The organism is Ensifer sp. (genome assembly GCF_035999185.1).
Classification (GTDB): Bacteria; Pseudomonadota; Alphaproteobacteria; order Rhizobiales; family Rhizobiaceae; genus Ensifer.
The window spans coordinates 43278-62058 of sequence record NZ_DASYHB010000102.1; the positions used below are offsets into that span (position 1 = coordinate 43278).

Annotated in this window: 17 protein-coding genes; 6 read left to right on the top strand and 11 right to left on the bottom strand. The window is 63.1% G+C overall.

The annotated features are described in order from the left end of the window. Nucleotides 1-177 precede the first annotated feature (177 nt). Nucleotides 178-1536, top strand: a complete 1359-nt coding sequence (locus VGO04_RS11335) for an MATE family efflux transporter (protein WP_327496056.1) — start codon at nucleotides 178-180, stop codon at nucleotides 1534-1536. Here the strand turns inward: VGO04_RS11335 and VGO04_RS11340 are convergent. Both VGO04_RS11340 and VGO04_RS11345 read right to left on the bottom strand, forming a co-directional pair. Continuing rightward, nucleotides 1512-2597, bottom strand: a complete 1086-nt coding sequence (locus VGO04_RS11340; RefSeq protein WP_327496057.1) for a quinone-dependent dihydroorotate dehydrogenase — start codon at nucleotides 2595-2597, stop codon at nucleotides 1512-1514. The genes VGO04_RS11335 and VGO04_RS11340 overlap by 25 nt on opposite strands. Then, on the bottom strand, nucleotides 2594-2941 hold the full coding sequence (locus tag VGO04_RS11345; protein ID WP_327496058.1) for a DUF952 domain-containing protein: 348 nt from the start codon (nucleotides 2939-2941) through the stop codon (nucleotides 2594-2596). Before VGO04_RS11345 ends, VGO04_RS11340 begins: the two co-directional genes overlap by 4 nt. A 169-nt stretch (nucleotides 2942-3110) precedes the next feature. Between VGO04_RS11345 and VGO04_RS11350 the strand changes: the two genes are divergently transcribed. Together VGO04_RS11350 and VGO04_RS11355 are read left to right on the top strand one after the other, a co-directional pair. Then, nucleotides 3111-3530 (top strand): hypothetical protein, encoded by a 420-nt coding sequence (locus VGO04_RS11350; RefSeq protein ID WP_327496059.1) that lies wholly within the window; start codon nucleotides 3111-3113, stop codon nucleotides 3528-3530. 81 nt (nucleotides 3531-3611) lie between these two features. Next, a complete protein-coding gene (locus VGO04_RS11355; RefSeq protein ID WP_327496060.1) occupies nucleotides 3612-4262 on the top strand; it encodes a response regulator transcription factor in 651 nt (216 codons plus the stop codon). A gap of 49 nt (nucleotides 4263-4311) precedes the next feature. Here the strand turns inward: VGO04_RS11355 and VGO04_RS11360 are convergent, their stop codons facing one another. Further along, nucleotides 4312-7815: a PAS domain-containing hybrid sensor histidine kinase/response regulator gene (locus VGO04_RS11360; protein ID WP_327496061.1), complete on the bottom strand. Its 3504-nt coding sequence runs from the start codon at nucleotides 7813-7815 to the stop codon at nucleotides 4312-4314. Nucleotides 7816-8075: 260 nt separating this feature from the next. Here VGO04_RS11360 and mscL point away from each other — a divergent pair, with 260 nt between their 5' ends. Together mscL and VGO04_RS11370 are read left to right on the top strand one after the other, a co-directional pair. After that, nucleotides 8076-8504: a large conductance mechanosensitive channel protein MscL gene (gene mscL / locus VGO04_RS11365; RefSeq protein WP_043613162.1), complete on the top strand. Its 429-nt coding sequence runs from the start codon at nucleotides 8076-8078 to the stop codon at nucleotides 8502-8504. Between the two features lie 208 nt (nucleotides 8505-8712). After that, nucleotides 8713-9879 (top strand): pyridoxal phosphate-dependent aminotransferase, encoded by a 1167-nt coding sequence (locus VGO04_RS11370; RefSeq protein ID WP_327496062.1) that lies wholly within the window; start codon nucleotides 8713-8715, stop codon nucleotides 9877-9879. Between the two features lie 69 nt (nucleotides 9880-9948). Here VGO04_RS11370 and VGO04_RS11375 read toward each other — a convergent pair whose 3' ends face one another. From VGO04_RS11375 to VGO04_RS11410, 8 genes are all read right to left on the bottom strand, one after another. Beyond that, nucleotides 9949-10257 carry a chorismate mutase family protein gene (locus VGO04_RS11375; RefSeq protein WP_327496063.1) on the bottom strand — a complete coding sequence of 103 codons (309 nt, stop codon included), beginning with the start codon at nucleotides 10255-10257 and terminating at the stop codon, nucleotides 9949-9951. Between the two features lie 468 nt (nucleotides 10258-10725). Then, on the bottom strand, nucleotides 10726-11730 hold the full coding sequence (gene cydB, locus VGO04_RS11380; RefSeq protein WP_327496064.1) for a cytochrome d ubiquinol oxidase subunit II: 1005 nt from the start codon (nucleotides 11728-11730) through the stop codon (nucleotides 10726-10728). Next, nucleotides 11720-13150 carry a cytochrome ubiquinol oxidase subunit I gene (locus VGO04_RS11385; protein ID WP_327496065.1) on the bottom strand — a complete coding sequence of 477 codons (1431 nt, stop codon included), beginning with the start codon at nucleotides 13148-13150 and terminating at the stop codon, nucleotides 11720-11722. The genes cydB and VGO04_RS11385 overlap by 11 nt, the downstream gene beginning before the upstream one ends. 296 nt (nucleotides 13151-13446) lie before the next feature. Next, nucleotides 13447-14616: a M20 aminoacylase family protein gene (locus VGO04_RS11390; RefSeq protein ID WP_327496066.1), complete on the bottom strand. Its 1170-nt coding sequence runs from the start codon at nucleotides 14614-14616 to the stop codon at nucleotides 13447-13449. A gap of 1 nt (nucleotide 14617) precedes the next feature. Beyond that, nucleotides 14618-15442 carry an ABC transporter permease gene (locus VGO04_RS11395; protein ID WP_327496067.1) on the bottom strand — a complete coding sequence of 275 codons (825 nt, stop codon included), beginning with the start codon at nucleotides 15440-15442 and terminating at the stop codon, nucleotides 14618-14620. Continuing rightward, nucleotides 15439-16164 carry an ABC transporter permease gene (locus VGO04_RS11400; RefSeq protein WP_327496068.1) on the bottom strand — a complete coding sequence of 242 codons (726 nt, stop codon included), beginning with the start codon at nucleotides 16162-16164 and terminating at the stop codon, nucleotides 15439-15441. Before VGO04_RS11400 ends, VGO04_RS11395 begins: the two co-directional genes overlap by 4 nt. A 101-nt stretch (nucleotides 16165-16265) precedes the next feature. Continuing rightward, complete coding sequence (locus VGO04_RS11405) at nucleotides 16266-17048, bottom strand: transporter substrate-binding domain-containing protein (RefSeq protein ID WP_327496069.1); 783 nt, start codon at nucleotides 17046-17048, stop codon at nucleotides 16266-16268. A 36-nt stretch (nucleotides 17049-17084) separates the two neighbouring features. Continuing rightward, nucleotides 17085-17858, bottom strand: coding sequence for an ABC transporter ATP-binding protein (locus tag VGO04_RS11410; protein ID WP_327496070.1), 774 nt, complete (start codon nucleotides 17856-17858; stop codon nucleotides 17085-17087). Nucleotides 17859-18109: 251 nt separating this feature from the next. Here VGO04_RS11410 and VGO04_RS11415 point away from each other — a divergent pair, with 251 nt between their 5' ends. Next, nucleotides 18110-18733, top strand: a complete 624-nt coding sequence (locus VGO04_RS11415) for a TetR/AcrR family transcriptional regulator (RefSeq protein ID WP_327496071.1) — start codon at nucleotides 18110-18112, stop codon at nucleotides 18731-18733. The last annotated feature ends 48 nt before the right edge of the window (nucleotides 18734-18781 follow it).

Consider the following 18781-nt stretch of genomic DNA (forward strand, 5'->3'; position numbering starts at 1 on the left):
CTCTCCCCGCCTGCGGGGAGAGGGCTCGTCCTCGCGTTAAGCCCGAGTAGAGGGCGCTTTGGCGCACGCTGAACGGGATGTGCGCCCGTCATCGTTCAACAGCAAGTTACGTCTTGCATCCGCCCGTGATCATTCCCTAAAACGGTTATCGCTCACCCATCACGACCGGACCGCTCGATGACCGCCGCATCTTCCGCCTCGCCGAGCGACCCCGCCGGCCCGTTTCACGTCACGCACCGGCTGATCCTTGCCATCGCGCTGCCGATGACGCTCGGCTTCCTGACGACGCCGTTGCTCGGGCTCGTCGACACCGCCGTCGTCGGACGGATGGGGGAGGCGAAGCTTCTCGCAGGGCTGGCGATCGGCGCGATCATTTTCGACCTGATCTTCACCACCTTCAATTTCCTTCGGGCAGCGACGACCGGCCTCGTTGCCCAGGCCTATGGCCGCGGCGACCGACGCGAGCAGCAGGCGGTGTTCTGGCGGTCGTTGATCATCGCGCTTGTCTGCGGCACCGTCAGCATTCTCATCTCGCCGCTTCTTTTGTCCGGAGGCCTCTGGCTGATGGGGCCGGAACCGGAAGTGGCGGCTGTCACCAGCACCTATTTCCTCTGTCGCATCATCTCCGGTCCGGCAGCACTTTCCAACTACGCCATTCTCGGCTTCGTACTCGGCCGCGGCGAGGGCACGATCGGCCTTATGCTGCAGACGCTGATCAATGGCATCAACATCGTGCTGTCGATCCTGCTCGGCCTCGTTCTCGGCTGGGGCGTGATGGGGGTCGCGCTCGCGACCGTGACGGGGGAGATCGTTGGCGCACTTGTCGGCTTTGGCATCGTCTATGGCCGCTTCGACGCCAAGGATGCGCCGGGCTGGGCCGAAATCTTCGATCGCGAACGGCTGAAGCCGCTCTTCGGCCTTAACCGCGACATCATGATCCGCTCCTTCGTGCTTCTGGCCGCCTTCACGCTAATGACGCGCATCGGCACCGCCTTCGGCCCGGTGACGCTGGCGGCAAACGCGGTGCTGATGACCATCTTCCTCGTCGCCGGCTATTATCTCGACGGCCTGGCCAATGCGGCCGAGCAATTGATCGGCCGCTCGGTCGGCGCGCATTATCGCCCGGCTTTTGATCGCGCGCTGCGGCTCACCGCCGCGTGGTCGCTGGCGCTGGCGCTGGTGACGACAGTTGCGTTCCTGCTGTTTGGCAAAGGGCTCGTCGACCTCTTGACCACGGCCCCTGACGTGCGAGCCATGGCCGACGAATACCTGCCATGGGCGGCGCTGACGGCGATGACCGGCGCGCTGGCTTTCCTGATGGACGGGGTGTTCATTGGCGCCACGTGGTCGCGCGAGATGCGCAACATGATGATTGCAGCCTTCGTCGGCTATCTCGCAGCCCTTGCCGTGCTGGTCCCCGCCTTCGGCAATCATGGCCTGTGGGCGGGTCTCAACCTGTTCCTGTTGATGCGCGGTCTGTTCCTGCTTTCCAGGATTCCGGCAAAGGCGCGTCAGACGTTCCGGTCGGCCCAGTAGTCGAGGCGGTTGTCGCGGATATCGCGGATCGAGGCGAGCTTCTCGCGATCGCAGAGATCGGAGAGGCCGCGCACGATACGGCCGGGCAGGGCCGGTCCCTCATAGACCATGCAGGAATAGAGCTGCACCAGGTCGGCGCCGGCGCGGATCTTTTCCGCTGCCGTCTCGGCGGAGCTGACGCCGCCGACGCCGATGATCGGCAGCTTCGGCCCGACGCGCTTGCGCATGCGGGCAAGCACCGCCGTCGACTTTTCAAACAGCGGCTTGCCGGAGAGACCGCCGGCTTCCTTCGCTTGGGCCTGGTCCTTCAAGCCGTCACGGGACAGCGTCGTGTTGGAGACGATCAGGCCGTCGAGATCATGCGCAAGCACCTCGGCCGCAATATCGTCCATGCCTTCTTCGGTGAGATCCGGCGCGATCTTCAGGAAGACCGGAACCCGGCGGTTGCTGCGCAACGCCTCTTCGTCACGCGCGGCAAGCACGGCCGACAGCAGGGCGGATAGGCTTTCGCGCGCCTGCAGGTCGCGCAGGCCCGGCGTGTTCGGCGAGGAGATGTTGGCGGTGAAGTAGCGGGCGACTGAATAGAACGTATGGATGCCGCTGACATAATCGGCAATGCGATCCACACTGTCCTTGTTGGCGCCGATGTTGACGCCGATCAGTGCATCCCGCGAACAGGCCTTCAGCCGTGCGAGGGCAGCGCCATGGCCCTCATTGTTGAAGCCGAGGCGGTTGATCACCGCCTCGTCCTCGACCAGCCGGAAGATACGCGGCTTGTCGTTGCCGGACTGGGGCTTCGGCGTAACGGTGCCGATTTCGGTAAAGCCAAAGCCGATCCGCAGGAGCGCTTCCGGCACCTCGGCGTTCTTGTCGTACCCGGCCGCCATGCCGACAGGGTTCGGGAACTCAAGGCCGGCGATCGTCTGGGACAGTCGCTTGTCAGCCTTGGTCGGACAGCTCGGCACGAGCCCGGTTTTCAACGCCTTGATCGACAGGCCGTGGGCGGCTTCGGGATCAAACAGGAAAAGGCCGCGACGGGCGAGAGTGGTAAGCGGGTTCATGCGTTCAAGTCCGGAAAGCGATGCAGGCCGTCGGCGCCAAGTGGCAGCGGTTTTTCCCACACGACGGCTGAGAGGAAGAGCGGGGCGTAGAGATGCGGGAAGAGGGCACCGCCGCGCGAGGGCTCATAGACAAGCTCTTCGCCGAGCGCATCGCCGTCGACGGCAACCAGCAACAGGCCTTCCTGCCCCTCGAAGTGACGCGCCGCCGTTTCCACGGCCTGTTCGGCAGTCGAGAAATGGATGAAACCGTCGGCGAGATCGACCGGCGCGCCGTCGAAACGTCCGCTGCGCTTGGCTTCCTGCCAGAGTGAGGCCGGAACGATCTTGTAGATGATGGAACCCATGGTGCCCGTCTGTCCCCGTAATCTTATGTCGTGGCCTTGCCGCAAATATCAGCGATTGTCCATCGCAGAAGGACGCCGATTCGCGCATAATCCCTTGTGAAGAGCGATTTTGCTCTTCCCGTTCATGTGTCGAAAGACGTTCGCAGCCAATCGCAACGGAGAGGACGTCATGAGAAACGTTACTGTCGCATTTCTGATCGGTACCGGTCTGGCAATCGCCGGCGGCGCAAGTGCCCAGGATCCAGCACCCGGTCGCTACAGCATGCAGAAGTCCGAAACCGGCATTGCAAGGCTCGATACCCAGACCGGCGAAGTATCGCTTTGCCAGGAAAAGGACAGCCAGCTTGTCTGCCGCATGGCGGCCGACGAACGGGCCGCGTTCGAGCAGGAGATCGACCTTCTGACGAAGCGGGTCGAGGCTTTGGAAAAGGCCGCAAAATCCGGTGACAGCGTCGCAAAACAGGACGTTCCGGCCGAGGAAGAGATTGACCGGGCAATGGGCATCATGGAAAGAATGATGCGTAAGTTCATGGATATCGTGAAGGATCTCGAAGGCAGCGACCCCGCTCAGGAGCCGCAGAAGACCTGAGATGCCCGATCGGCCATGCGGGCTGCGGATCAGCGCGTGGGGGCGCGTAGATTTCATCCCGGGCTCTTGGGAGGGAGCAGCATGACACCGGACATGACCATCATCATCGCCGACGACCATCCGCTGTTTCGTGGCGCAATGCGCCAGGCCCTGAGCGGCATGGACGGCGCACCCGATATCGTCGAGGCCGGCGATTTCGCCGCTGCCCGCAAGGCCGCGGCCGATTGTCCGGACGCCGATCTCCTGCTTCTGGATCTGACCATGCCGGGCGTCAGCGGTCTTTCCGGGCTGATTGCGTTGCGCGCCGAGTTTCCGAGCCTGCCGGTCATGGTCGTCTCGGCCCATGACGATCCGGCAACGATCCATCGTGCGCTCGACCTCGGGGCCTCCGGTTTCCTCTCGAAATCGGCCGGTATCGACGAAATCCGCGATGGCATCGAGAAGGTTATGGCTGGCGAGGTTTTCGTGCCGGCCGGCTACGACCAGGCGCAGGAGTACGAGCCCGAGGTTGCCGATCTGCTGCAGCGGCTGCAGACGCTGACACCGCAGCAGTCACGGGTCCTCAGCATGCTCGGCGAAGGTCTGCTCAACAAGCAGATCGCCTATGAACTCGGCGTCTCCGAGGCGACGATCAAGGCGCATGTTTCGGCGATCCTGCTGAAGCTCAACGTCGATAGCCGCACCCAGGCGGTCATCCAGCTTTCGAAGATCGGTACCGTTGCCGCAGCCTGACAAGGCCCGCGCCCACACCCGCTTCATTTGCCGACGCCACCTGTGATCCTTACTCTGCGGCAGCGCGCGCGGCGGTCGAAAGCTGCGTCAACCATGCCCGCATAGCCGCTGGCCTCACCGGCTTGTTCTGGATTGCAACGCCATCGCGCTCGGCCGCCGCGCGCACCTCCGGCGAGCGGTCCGCGGTGACCAGCAGGGCCGGTATCACCTCGCCAAACTGTGTCCGGATTTTCGCGATCGCTTCGATCCCCGTGCCGTCGTCGAGATGGTAATCGGCGATGATCGCATGCGGCCGTTCGCTTGAGTGCGCTTCGATCCCGGCACAGGCGGCCACGGATTCCGCCGTGCTGACGACGCAGCCCCAGCCGGACAAAAGCACCTTCATGCCCTCGAGAATTCGCGGTTCGTTGTCGATGCAGAGCACGCGCAGGCCGTTCAACGCATCGCTTGCCTTGCTGGCGGCGACGGGGCGGACGGCCACGCGCTCGCCAGCGGTCGCATCGAGCGGAAGCGTGACCTTGAAGCCCGTGCCCTTGCCCGGCGTCGATTGCAAGCTGACCGGATGGTTGAGCACGCGCGAGATGCGGTCGACGATCGACAGGCCGAGACCGAGGCCCGAAGCCGTGCGCGCGCCCTCGTCGAGCCGGGCGAACTCCTTGAAGACGGTGCGAAACTTCGACTGGGGAATGCCGATGCCGGAATCGAGCACCTCGATCGTTGCCATTGCCCCGCGCCGGCGCACGCCGACAAGCACCTTGCCGGTCAGCGTGTACTTGATGGCGTTCGAGACCAGGTTTTGCACGACGCGGCGCAAAAGGTTCGGGTCGCTACGCACGACGAGCGAGGTTGGCATGACGACGAGCTTAAGATCCTTGGCGCGCGCCATCGGGGCAAAGTCAGTCTCGATCCTGCGGAGAAGCTCATTAAGCGGGACGGACTGCACACGCGCCTTCATGGCGCCGGTGTCGAGACGCGAGATATCGAGCACGGCGCCGAGAATGGCCTCGACCGATTCCAGCGAGGAATCGATGTTTTCGACCAGCGTGCTGTTGTCGGACTCGCCGAGCCGCTCTACCAGCGACGAGGAGTAGAGGCGGGCGGCGTTGAGCGGCTGCAGGATGTCGTGGCCGGCGGCGGCGAAGAACCGCGTCTTGCCGATATTGGCTTCGTCCGCAGCAGCCCGCGCCTCGGCAAGTTCCCGGTTTACCCGGGTCAGTTCGCCGGTGCGCTCGGCCACACGCAGCTCCAGCGTCTCGTTCGCCTGCTTCAGCGCCATGTCGGCGGCGACGCGCTGGGTGATGTCGGTGTAGGTGGTGACGATGCCCTTGTCGGGCATGGCGTTGGTGCGCACTTCGATGATGCGCTCGCCGTTGCCGAGTTCGAGCAGGAAGGGTTTGTCGAGCGTCAGGAAGTTGGCAACCAGGCCCTTTTCCTGTTCCTTACGGATATCGCCGCGCTTGGTGAGGACCGCCACGATATCGGCAAGCGGGAAGCCGACCTGGCCGGCAGCTTCTGGCAGATCGAGAAGCTGGCGGAAGCGCCGGTTCCAGATGATCAGGTTGTTGGTATTGTCGAAAACGGCGATGCCCTGGTCCATCTGCGCAAGCGCGGTGTTGAGCATATCCTGATTGTATTGCAGCGCCTCGCTCGCCTGGTCGAGCAGCCAGGCGGTGTCGGACGAGGTGTCGTCTCCGCGCTGGAGCAGAAGGGACAGCACGAGCCGTGCCGAGGACGAGCCGATCGCGCTTCCGAGCAGCTGTTCGGAGAAATGCACGACCGCCATGTCGGCCGGCGCATTGTCGTCCAGCCAGCGGCCGGATTGCCGCTCATAGGTGTGGAAGGAACGCTGCATGCGCTCAGCGCCCATGTAGCGGGCGATGGTTGCCTTGAGGTCGCGCACAGTGACCTTGGTCTTGCGGCCGCGAAAGGCGCCTTCGGTGCGCGACCTGCGGGTGATGAAGATGCCGGCCTGGAAGCGCTCGATCGGTTTTGGCGTACGTGTCAGGGACGCAAGCACATAGGTGGTGCAGTTGACGAGCAGGCTGAGCATCGTCGCATTGACCAGCGGGTCAGCGTTCGGCCCCGAGAACATGTCGGTAAACGGCAGCAGGAAGCTGAGAACGGTCGTCGCCACATGGGAATTGTCGGGGCCGCCGAGGCTCGGCAGGAAAAGCAGGTAGGCCCAGACCAGAAAGCCCGAGACCATGCCGGTGATCGCGCCACGCGCATTGGCCTGGCGCCAGACGAGGCCGCCGAGCAATGCCGGCGCCATCTGCGAGATGGCGACGAAGGACAGGAGCCCGAGCGAGGCGAGGCCGGCGCTGATGTCGGCAGAACGGTAGTAGCCGTAGCCGAGCAAAAGCACGACGAAGATCGCCGAACGGCGGATGTTGAGCAGCGTGCCTGCCAGGTTTTCCTGCAGACCGCCGCGTTGGCTGAGGTTGCGGCGCAGGAACACCGGCATGACGATGTCGTTGGAAATCATGATCGACAGCGCCACCGAGGCGACGATGACCATGGCGGTCGCTGCCGAAAAGCCGCCGATGAAGGTGATCAGCGTCAGCACCGGTAGATCGTTGGCAAGCGGCAGGGTCAGGAGATAGAGGTCGGCATCACCGGTGCCGGAAAAGGTGAGGATGCCGGCAATGGCGATCGGCAGCACGAAGAGATTGATTGCGACCAAGTAGAGCGGAAAGAGAATGCCGGCCGTGCGCAGTTCCCCATCGGTGCGGTTTTCGACGACGGTCACATGGAACTGGCGCGGCAGCATGATAATCGCGAAGGCCGAGGTGACGATCAACAGGATCCACCGTGCGACCGGGGTCTCGTAGGACAAAGCTGACTGCACTGCCGGGCTCTGCTGTGCCAGCGACCAGAGATGGGCGGGACCGTTGAATATGACGAAGACGATGTAGAAGCCGGCGGTGACGAGCGCCACGAGCTTGACCAGCGATTCCATTGCGATCGCCAGGATCAACCCGTCCTGGTGTTCCGTCGCATCCGTGTGGCGGGTGCCGAAGACGATTGCGAAACAGGCGAGGAACAGCGTGACGAGCAGCGGCAGGTCAATGAAGCTCTGCCCCGCACCGATGCCGTAGTCGCTGGTGTTGATCATCGCCGCGACCGAGCTCGAGATCGCCTTCAGCTGCAGCGCGATATAGGGAATGGCGCCGACCAGCGAGATCAGGGCGACGATCGCGGCCACGGCCGGGTTCTTGCCGTAGCGCGCCGCGATGAAGTCGGCGACCGACGTCAGCTTCTCGGTCTTCGCCAGGCGGATGATCTTGCGGATCAACGGCATGCCGAGCGTAAACATCAGGATCGGGCCGATATAGATGCCGGTGAACTCGAGCCCTCGTTCGGCCGCAAGCCCGATGCCGCCGAAATAGGTCCAGGAGGTGCAATAGATGGCAAGGCTCAGCGCATAGACGAGCGGTCTGCCCTTCAGCGCAACGCTGTTCCTCCTGGCCCGCCGGTCGCCATAGCTTGCGACTGCAAACAGCAGCAGCAGATAGGCGAAGGCCGAGGCAAAAATGACCGAACCCGAAAGCATGCCTCATTCCTCCGCGGTGAAGCATAGGGCAAGTCCACAGCGTTGAGAATTGCCCGCGCATAAGTCTTAAGTCCAAGGCTCGACACGAGAAATCGGCCCATGTCATGCACCACTTTGCCGTTACCGGTTCCATCCGGTGCTAATTGACCAAAGACAAAGAAAGGTTTTCTCGCTGCCCTCTTTGGTTTAGTTTCCGTAAACGGTTGCAGCGCGGGACAGCGCCGCCGGCCGCTTTCAACGGGGATGACACGGAGAGACGTATGCTGAATGAGTTCAAGGAGTTTATTGCCCGCGGGAACGTGATGGATCTCGCGGTCGGTGTTATCATCGGTGCTGCGTTCAACAAGATCGTCACATCGGTCGTCGAAGACCTCGTGATGCCCATCGTCGGTGCGCTTACCGGCGGCGGTTTCGATTTCTCCAACTACTTCCTGCCGCTTTCGGCCAACGTGACGGCGACGTCTCTCGCCGCTGCCCGTCAGCAGGGCGCGGTGTTTGCCTATGGCAACTTCATCACCGTGCTCATCAACTTCCTCATTCTGGCCTGGATCATCTTCCTGATGATCAAGGCGGTGAACCGCATGCGCGCTTCGATGGAAAAGAAGAAGGACGAAGCGCCGGCCGCACCGCCGCCGGAAGACATCCTGCTGCTCTCCGAAATTCGTGACCTCCTGAAGCAGCGCGCGTAGTCCTCCATTCGCGGCCCCGCTTGCCGGGGCCGCGAAACATCACAGAAATCGATAAACCGGTCAGATAAAGTCGCGTGATCGCGTCGACGAAAGCGGCTAGAAGCGACGGGCAGTCCGGAGCGGGCAATTTCCGCTCTAATCCATTGGAATCTTTCACGATGACGCCCGGCGCTCTGGCCAGGGACCATCGTGCTCCCGGAGCCCGTCGATGACCATCATGAGCAGCATCAGCCCCCGCGCACTTGCGGCGCCCGAAAGCGGCATCGTCGAAGTGGTGAACTATGCCCGCGGTCGCGACGGACTGATCCCGCTTTGGGTCGGCGAAGGTGATCTGCCGACGCCCGCCTTCATCAGCGATACGGCTCGCGAAGCGCTCACCGCCGGCGAGACCTTTTACACCTGGCAGCGCGGTATCCCGCCGCTGCGCGAAGCACTTTCGCGCTACTATCAGCGGCGTTTCCAGAAGGCCCTTTCGCCCGAGCATTTCTATGTCGTCGGCTCCGGCATGCAGGCGATCAAGCTTTCGATCGAAGCGATCGCCTCTCCCGGTGACGAGATGGTGCTGTTGACGCCGGCCTGGCCGAATTTTGCGGCGGCCGCCGATCTCTCGGGCGTGCGGCCCGTGTCCGTCGATCTGCGCTTCGAACACGGCAAATGGCAGCTCGACCTGGAGCGATTGGAAGCGGCGATCGGGCCGAAGACCAGGGCCTTGTTCATCAACACGCCGTCGAACCCGACGGGGTGGACGGCGACCCGCGAAGAGCTGGCGGCGATCCTCGGTCTGGCGCGCAAGCATAGTCTCTGGATCATCGCCGACGAAATCTACGCGCTTTACTATTATGCCGGCGCCCGTGCGCCCTCCTTCCTCGACGTCATGGAGGAGGGAGATCGAATTCTCTTCGTCAATTCCTTCTCGAAGAACTGGTCGATGACCGGCTGGCGCGTCGGTTGGATCGTGGCGCCGCCTGAAATCGGACAGGTGCTGGAAAACCTCGTGCAGTACTCGACCTCGGGCGTTGCCCAGTTCATGCAGCGCGCAGCCGTCGCGGCGCTTGATGAGGGCGACGCCTTCGTCGATGCCAATGTCGCCAAGGCCGCCAAGAACCGCGACGCCTTCTGCGACGCGCTGATCGCCACCAACCGGGTGGAAACGTTGAAGCCTGACGGCGCGCTCTATGCGTTCCTGAAGATCGACGGCGTCACCGATTCGCGCGCCGCTGCGATCGACATCGTCGACAAGACGGGCGTCGGTCTGGCGCCGGGAACCGCGTTCGGTGATGGCGGATCGCTGTTCATGCGCGCCTGCTTCCTGCGAGATCCGGACCAGGTGAAGGAAGCGGGAGACCGCCTGCAGCGCTACATCCTCGGCCGCTGAGGCTTACAGTGCCGTGCGTCTTGTCGGACGCGCAAAGGTCGCTGTAGCGGCTTTGGATTAAGCGGGCGACTACTCGTCGCCCGTTTCGCCCAGCAGTTTCTGCTCGTGGGCAATCGCGTGGCCAATCAGCCGCGCCCAGATATCCTCGTAGAAATCCGGGTCGAGCTGGAAGTTCTCAGCGTTCTTGCGGGCATTCTTGCGCACTTCCATGACCCGCGCGGGAATGTCGGCTTTCAGCTTCAAGGGCCGTTTGATTTCAGCGGCCCGGTCGATATAGCCCCAGCGCTCGGCAAACAGCGTCATCAGCGCCTGGTCGAGCCGGTCGATCTCGGCACGCACGTCGGCCATCGTGTTGCATTGGGCGGGGGTCTTTTGCATCTGTCTCGTCCGATTGCCTGAAACACGGCCGTTGCAGCCGGTGAAATTCAGGATGTTCGAGCGTCCCTCGGCTCAAAGCAAGCGGGGCGCTCTTGCGGCGCACTGCTAACAAACGGGAGGCTCGATGAGAAGGGGCAACAGGGTCGCAGCAGGCGACGGCACCGTGGTCACCTCAGCAGGCGATCGCTTGGCAGGGGAGGAGGGTGCGGTCCTGTCTCCGTCTGCGGCGATCGCCTGCTGACGTGTTGAGAGAAAGTAGCCGGCCAAGCTTGAGCGAGGCTTTTTAGAGCGGGATCAACGGGGCTGGATGAGGAAAAGTGCATGCGGTTTCCGCCCGCATCCCGCCCCAGCTTGATCAGGTTCCGATCATCAGCTTGATCGCCAGGCCGACGATGGTGACCGCCGCCACGCCTGCGCACCAGAGGCCGACGAACCAGAGGAGCTTGCGACCGGTTCCGGTTTCGCTGGTCAATGGTAACCCTCCTCGGGATCGATCTTGCCGCGAAACACCCAATAGGCATAGGCGGTGTAGGCAAGGATGATGGGTATCAGCACCAGCGCGCCGGCGAGCAGGAACGACAGGCTTTCCTCAGGGGCTGCCGCATCCCAGATCGTCAGCGACGGCGGCACGATGTAGGGATAGAAGCTGATGCCGATGCCGGCATAGCCAAGTACGAAGAGGCCGAGTGCTGCAATGAACGGGCGTCTGTCGTGCCGGTTGCGGATGCCTGTGACCAGTGCATAGAGGCACCCGAGAACGAGGGCGGGTACGATGACGCTGAAGATCGCCGTCGGAAAGCCGAACCAGCGCTTGAGGTAGAGCGGCTCCAGAAATGGCGTCCACAGGCTGACGATGCCCATGGCGACGACGGTGGCGAAAGAACATTTGAGCGCCAGATCACGGGCGCGCTCGGCAAGTTCGCCATGGGTCTTCATGACAAGCCAGGTGGCGCCGAGCAGCGCATAACCGACGACGACGGCGATGCCTGTCATGATCGAGAACGGCGTCAGCCAGTCCCACCAGCCACCGACATAGGCACGGTTTTCGACCGGAATGCCCTGGACGAGGGCGCCGAGCGTGATCCCTTGCGCGAAGGCGGCAAGCATCGAGCCGCCCGAGAAGGCCCAGTTCCAGAGATATTCGGCCCGCCGCGTGCGCCAGCGATATTCGAAGGCGACGCCGCGGAAGATCAGCCCGATGACCATGGCGATGATGGGGGCGTAGAGCGCCGGCAGGATGGTCGCGTAGGCGAGCGGAAACACCGCCATCAGGCCGCCGCCGCCGAGCACCAGCCAGGTCTCGTTGCCGTCCCAGACCGGAGCGACGGAATTCATCATGACGTCGCGGTCATGCTTTTCCGGAAAGAACGGGAAGAGAATGCCGACGCCGAGATCGAAGCCGTCGAGAATGACATAGGCGAGCACCGCAAAGGCGATGATACCGGCCCAGATGAACGGCAGGTCAAACTCCATGACGGCCTCCGTGAGTGTTGGTGTGCGGGGCGCCGTGGGCGGCAAGGCCGGGCATGATGCCCGAGCTGCGCAGCGGTCCCTCGTCGAGATCCGGCATCGGATCGCGCGGCAATCGCGCCATCAGCCTCAGGATGTAGAAGGTGCCGGCGCCGAAGACGAAGAAATAGACGATGATGAAGGCGATCAACGAGGCGGCGACGGCAGGGGCCGCGATCGGCGCCACGGAATTCGCCGTCAGCAGGTGGCCATAGACGGTGTAGGGCTGCCGACCGACTTCGGTCGTCACCCAGCCGGCAAGCACGGCGACGAAACCGGCCGGCCCCATGGCGATTGCGGCCCGGTGCAGCCAGACATTGCTGTCGAGCGTACCGCGATACCGACACCAGAGCGACCAGAGGCCAATGCCGAGCATGGCAAAGCCAAGGCCGACCATCACCCGGAACGACCAGAAGACGATGCCGACAGGGGGATGCAGTTCCTCGGGGATGGTATCCAGACCGGCAAGCGGTGCGTTGAGGTCGTGTTTCAGGATCAGGCTCGATAGCTTGGGGATTTCGACGGCATAGTCGACTCGCTTTTCGGGCGAGTTCGGGATGCCGAAGAGGATCAGCGGCGCTCCATCCGGATGGCTCTGGTAGTGGCCTTCCATCGCCATCACCTTGGCGGGCTGGTGCTCCAGCGTGTTGAGGCCATGCATGTCGCCGGCAAAGATCTGGATCGGCGCGACGATCGCCGCCATCCACATCGCCATCGAGAACATTTTGCGCGCCCGGCGTGGCGCCGTCTGACGGATCAGGTGCCAGGCGCCGCAGGCACCGACAACGAAGGCGGTCGTAAGATAGGCCGCAAGCACCATATGGGTAAGGCGATAGGGGAAGGACGGGTTGAAGACGATTGCCCACCAGTCGACAGGAACGAATTGCCCTGCCTCGTTGATTGCGAAACCGGCCGGCGTCTGCATCCAGGAGTTTGCCGAAAGGATCCAGGTGGCCGAAATCAGCGTGCCGATGGCGACCATGACGGTCGCGAGGAAATGCAGTTTTGGACCAACGCGGTTAAGCCCGAAAAGCATGACGCCGAGGAAGCCTGCCTCGAGGAAGAAGGCGGTCAGCACCTCGTAGCCCATCAGCGGCCCGATGATCGGCCCGGCCTTGTCGGAAAAGACGCTCCAGTTGGTGCCGAACTGGTAGGACATGACGATGCCGGAGACGACGCCCATGCCGAAGGCGACGGCGAAGATCGTCTTCCAGAAATTGAAGAGTTCGAGATAGACCTCGTCCTTCTTCGAGAGCCACAGGCCTTCGAGCACCGCGAGGTAGCTCGCAAGCCCGATGGAGAAGGCGGGAAAGATGATGTGGAAGGAGACGGTGAAGGCAAACTGGAAGCGAGCGAGCAGGGTCGCATCGAAACTTTCAAACACGGGCGCAATCCTTTCAGACATACGGACGCGCCGCGTCGCTGACGCGGGCCGTATCGCTCTGGCTGCTGCATCATTCGTCCGGTGATCGATCGCCGATCAGGGGACCTTTATTGGCCGTCGTCCGGGGCAAACAGGGATATCTGCGCCGGCGTTTCAGCATGCGCTTGAATCTGCGCCAAATTTGCCAAACGTCAATGACAGCGCGCCCGCCACGTTGTCACACTGCGGCAATGTTGCGCTGCGGCATAATGGTGCGTCGCCGGGCAGGGCGGACCGTTAGCGACCGACGGCGCGGGTCAGCGGAGCGGCAGATAGGCTTCCGCAAGCTCGGTCCAGAAGGCAGCACCAATCGGCAGCAGGTCGTCGTTGAAGTTGTAGCCGGGGTGATGCAGCGGCCGGTCGTCGTCGCTGACTTTCGAGCCGAGGAAGAAGTAGGTCCCCGGCCGTTCCTTCAGCATGTAGGCGAAATCCTCGCTGCCCATGAAGGGACGGGCAAGATCGACCACCTTGTCGGCGCCGGCAAAACGCACCGCGAGATCGCGCACGAAATCGGTCTCGGCCTTGTGGTTGATGGTGGCATCGTAGCTACGCTGGTAATCGACGGTGGCGCGCATGCCGAAGCTTGTCGCCTGGGCCTCGGCGATCATGCGGATGCGGCGCTCGAGCTCGTCGCGCACATCAGGCTCGAAAGAGCGGATGCCGACGACGATCTCGGCACGCTCGGGGATAATGTTGCTGGCCGAGCCCGCATGGAATGCGCCGACGGTAACGACCGTCGGATCCATCGGGTGGATGTTGCGCGACACGATCGACTGCAGCGCCATGACGATCGAGGCGCCGCAGACGATCGGGTCCGCCGTTTCCTGCGGCTCGGCGCCGTGGCCGCCGCGCCCATGCACGGTGATGCGCGCCTCGTCGACGGCAGCCATGATCGGGCCTTCGCGGAGGGCAAACTGGCCGAAGGGCAGGCCCGGTTCGTTGTGAAGGGCAAAGACAGCGTCGCAGGGAAATCTGTCGAACAGGCCCTCGTCCATCATGATCTTGGCGCCGCCGAAATTCTCTTCGGCCGGCTGGAAGATCAGATGGATCGTGCCGTCGAAATTGCGCCGTTCGGCAAGCGCCCGCGCCGCACCGAGCAGCATCGTCGTATGCCCGTCGTGGCCGCACGCGTGCATCAGTCCTGCGGTCGTACTGGCATAGTCGAGGCCGGTTTCTTCCAGGATCGGTAGCGCATCGATATCGGCGCGAATACCGATCGAACGCGTGCCGGTGCCGCTCCTGAGCGTGCCGACGACGCCGGTCTTGGCGAGGCCCGTTGTCACCTCGTAGCCGAGGCTTTCCAGATGCCTGGCGATGAAGGCCGAGGTGCGTGCCTCCTCCAGCCCAAGTTCGGGATGGGCATGCAGGTCGTGGCGGATGGCGACGAGTTCCGGCATGGCGTTGGTGATCGAGGGGGAGAGCTTCATGTCAGGCACCGCGGGTTGGGATGCGATTTTCGAACGTGCGGAAGGCCACCACCAGGATGCCGGTGAGGCACATGTAGATGAGCGCCAGCAGCAGCAGTGGCTCGTAGGTAAGGAAGGTTTCCTGCCGGACCTTGGAGATCACGGCATAGACATCGACGACCGTGACGGTCGCAACCAGCGGCGTCGATTTGAGCTGCAGCACGGTTTCGCCGTTGAGCGTCGGCAGCGCCCGGTGGATGGCGCGCGGCAGCCAGATGCGGCGAAACATCGTCCAGCGGCCCATGCCATAGGCTTTCGCCGCTTCAAGTTCGCCCGGCGGCACGCCGGCAAAGGCGCCGCGCATGACTTCGCCCTCATAAGCCGCAAACGAAATCGTCAGCGCCGCAACGCCATAGGGCCAGGCCTCGCGCAGATAGGGCCAGAGGAACGACTGGCGGATCGCCGGAAACTGCGGGAACAGCGAGCCGAGGCCGTAATAGAGCAGCCAGAGCTGCAACAGCAGCGGCGTGCCGCGGATCACGGTACAAAACACCTTGGCCGGCAGTTTCAGGAACCACGGACCCGTCACCTGCACGAGGCCGATCGGCACCGCCAGCAGGAAGCCGAGGATCGCGGTGCTGAACAGCATCATCAGGCTGACGAGGATGCCCCAGCCGAGCCGTGGCAGGTAACGCGGCAGCCAGTCCCACCGCATGAAGACGGCGACGGCGACGACGAAGGCCGCAAAGACCAGCATCATGACGATGCGATGCGGCACGAAGAAGCTTTTCGCCGTCGGCAGATCCTCGGGCGTGAACGCGACGGCGTGGGTGGTTTCGTCGGTCATCGGTTCACCGCAAACCCGCGTCGGGCATGGCGTTCGAGCATGCCGATGAAGACGTTGGAGACGAGCGTCAGCGCCAGATAGAGCGCGCCGGCGGCAAGGAAGAACAGGAGGTAGGCCTTGGTCGTGCCTGCCGCCTGGCGCGTGACCAGCGTCAGTTCACTGAAACCGACGACGGCGAGAAGGGCCGTATCCTTGGTGGCGATCAGCCAGAGATTGGAAAGGCCGGGGATGGCATAGGGCAGCATCGCCGGCAGCGTGATGCGTCGCAACACCTTGGTCGGCGACATGCCGTAGGCGCGCGCCGCCTCGATTTGCCCGGCGGGAACCGCCTTGATCGCGCCGCGCAGCACCTCGGTCGAATAGGCGCCCTGCACGACGCCGATCACGAAAATGCCGGCCATCAGGCCGCTGATGTCGACCGGACCGATGGCAAACAGGCCGAGCACCTGGTTGAGCAGGTCGGTGCCGGCATAATAGAGGAGCAGGATCAGCACCAGCTCCGGCACCGCGCGCACGATCGTGGTGTAACATTCGAGCAGGTCGCGCAGCACCGGGCCGCCATAGAGCTTGCCGAAGGCGCCGCCGATACCGAGCGCCAGTCCAAGCGTGAAGCCGCCGACGGCGATCTGGATGGAATTGAAGAAGCCCTGCAGCAGCACGCCGCCCCAGCCCGGTGCTGAAAGCGAGAGCAGGCCCCAATTGACGAGCGAATCCGCAGCCATTGGTCGTCGATCTCCGATCGCTCCGCCCGGCGGGCGCTATGGCGCGGTGCGACCTTCAGGTCCACAACGCCACGGCAGATCCCCAACCGGACGATTGCGCGTTACTTGCCGTAGACGTCGAAGTCGAAGTACTTCTTCGAGAACGTGTCGTAGGTGCCGTTGTCGCGGATCGCCTTGATCGCGGCGTTGATCTTGTCCTTGAGCTCGGTCTCGCCCTTGCGCAGGCCGACGCCGACGCCCGGGCCGATGACCGCGACGTCTTCGGCGACTTCGCCCTTGTAGTCGCAGCATTCCTTGCCCTGGTCGGTCGCCAGGAACGCCTTGAGCGCGATCGCGTCCGCCTGCACCGCGTCGAGGCGGCCGGCCGCGAGGTCGTTGTTGGCCTCGTCCTGCGTCTGGTATTCCTTGACCTCGACGCCGGCCGGCGCGAAGTGCTTGGCGGCATAGGCCTGGTGTACCGTCGAGACCTGGACGCCGAGCGTCTTGCCGTTCAGGCCTTCAGGCGTTGGCTTGATGTCGACGCCCTTGGTGCCGATGATGCCGGTCGGCGTGTTATAGTACTTGTCGGAGAAATCGATCGTCTTCAGGCGCTCGTCCGTGATCGACATCGAGCTGATGATCATGTCGATCTTCTTCGACGTCAGCGCCGGAATGATGCCGTCCCAGGCGACCGGCGTCAGCACGCACTCAAGCTTGGCTTCGGCGCACATCGCGTTCATGAACTCGACTTCCCAGCCTTCCCACTTGCCGCTGGCGTCAGGCGCCGTGAACGGCGCATAGGGCTCGGCGGCGACGCCGACCTTCAGCGCTTCCGCGGAAGCCGCGACACCGCCGCTGACGGCGATCGCCGCTGCAACGGCCAGGACTTTCAATGCCTTCTTCATGCTGTTCCCCTTTTTGGTTGTTTAGCATTCAGGAATTCAGTGAATGGAACTGATGAACTTCTTCAGCCTTTCCGATCTCGGCGAACCGAAAATGGCCTCTGGCGGGCCCTGTTCCTCGATCACGCCGTTGTGCAGGAAGACGATGTGGTTGGCGACGTCGCGCGCAAACTTCATCTCGTGGGTGACGAGGATCATCGTGCGCTTTTCACGCGCGAGGTCGCCGATGACCGAGAGCACTTCGCCGACGAGTTCGGGATCGAGCGCCGAGGTGGGCTCGTCGAAGAGCATGACAAGCGGCTGTATCGCGAGCGCCCGGGCAATCGCCGCACGCTGCTGCTGGCCGCCGGAAAGGAAGGCCGGATAGGCGTCGCGCTTTTCGTAAAGGCCGACGCGCTTCAGAAGCGTTTCCGCCGTCGCAATCGCCTCGGCCTTCGGCTTGCCGAGCACATGGATCGGCGCCTCGATGACGTTTTCGAGGATAGTCATGTGCTGCCAGAGATTGAAACTCTGAAACACCATGCCCAGCTGGCTGCGGATGCGCTGGACCTGTTTTCGGTCCTCAGGCACCAGACCGCCGCGACCGTCGGACTTCATCTTGATTTTCTCGCCATGCACGCTGACCGTGCCGGCGGAGGGAAGCTCGAGGAGGTTGATGCAACGCAGGAAGGTGGATTTGCCGGAACCGCTGCCGCCGATGATGGCGATGACATCGCCCTGTTTCGCTGTGAGCGAAACACCTTTCAGCACTTCCAATGGCCCGAAACGCTTGTGCAGGTCAGTGACCGCGATTGCCTGGGCCGCATCCGTCATCGGCGCGCCGCTCCCATGGCTCTGCGAGCTTTTGTTGTCAGCATGAAAACAGTTCCCCTGTCATTTTCCGTGCGGCATTTTTGTCCTGTCACGGTTTTGTTGAGAGGCATGGTTGCACTTGTGCAGCTATTATTCAAGCGTATAATAATACGCATCGTCGATTTTTTGACGCCCGCCCCGAACCATGATTTCCCAAAGGAGTCGCCCATGTTCCCGTTTCGGCCGAAGCCTTTGTCGACCGTGCTTGCGGCATGAACCGGCGCAGCTTTCATCGGGCGCCGGAAGGCGAACGGCGCCAGGAACTGATCGAGGCGACGCTCGACTGCATTTCGGAATTCGGGCTGAAGGGCGCGACGGTAAGGCAGATCGCGATCCGCGCCGGCGTGACGGCCGGGCTGGTGCGTCACTATTTCGAATCGAAGGACCAGATGGTCGCCGAAGCCTATCGGGCCGTGATCGCCTCCCTGACCGAGAAGGCGAGCCAGGTCGAGGGTGATCCGGAAACGCGGCTGCGCGATTTCATCGCGATCAACCTGACCGAGCCGGTGGCCGACAGTCGCAGCATCTCGCTCTGGGCTGCCTTTATCAGCCAGGTCAGGGTCGATCCGGTGCTCTCGGAAATCCACCGCGAAGGTTATCTCGCCTTCCGCAATTCGCTGCAGGACCTGCTCGCAGATTTCCTCGCCGCCAAGGGCAAGCCGGCGGACGCCGAAACATGCCGGGCCTTTGCCATCGCCATCAACGGGCTAGTCGACGGACTCTGGGTCGAGGGATGTCTTGCAGGCGACCTCTTTCGCGAGGGCGAACTGGTCGCCATCGCCATGTCGTCGGTCGAAGCGCTGCTCGGCACCTCGATCGGAAACACAAAACAATGAAAACGGGAGAACACCGCATGCGCTACGCGTCCATCACCGAACGTCTCG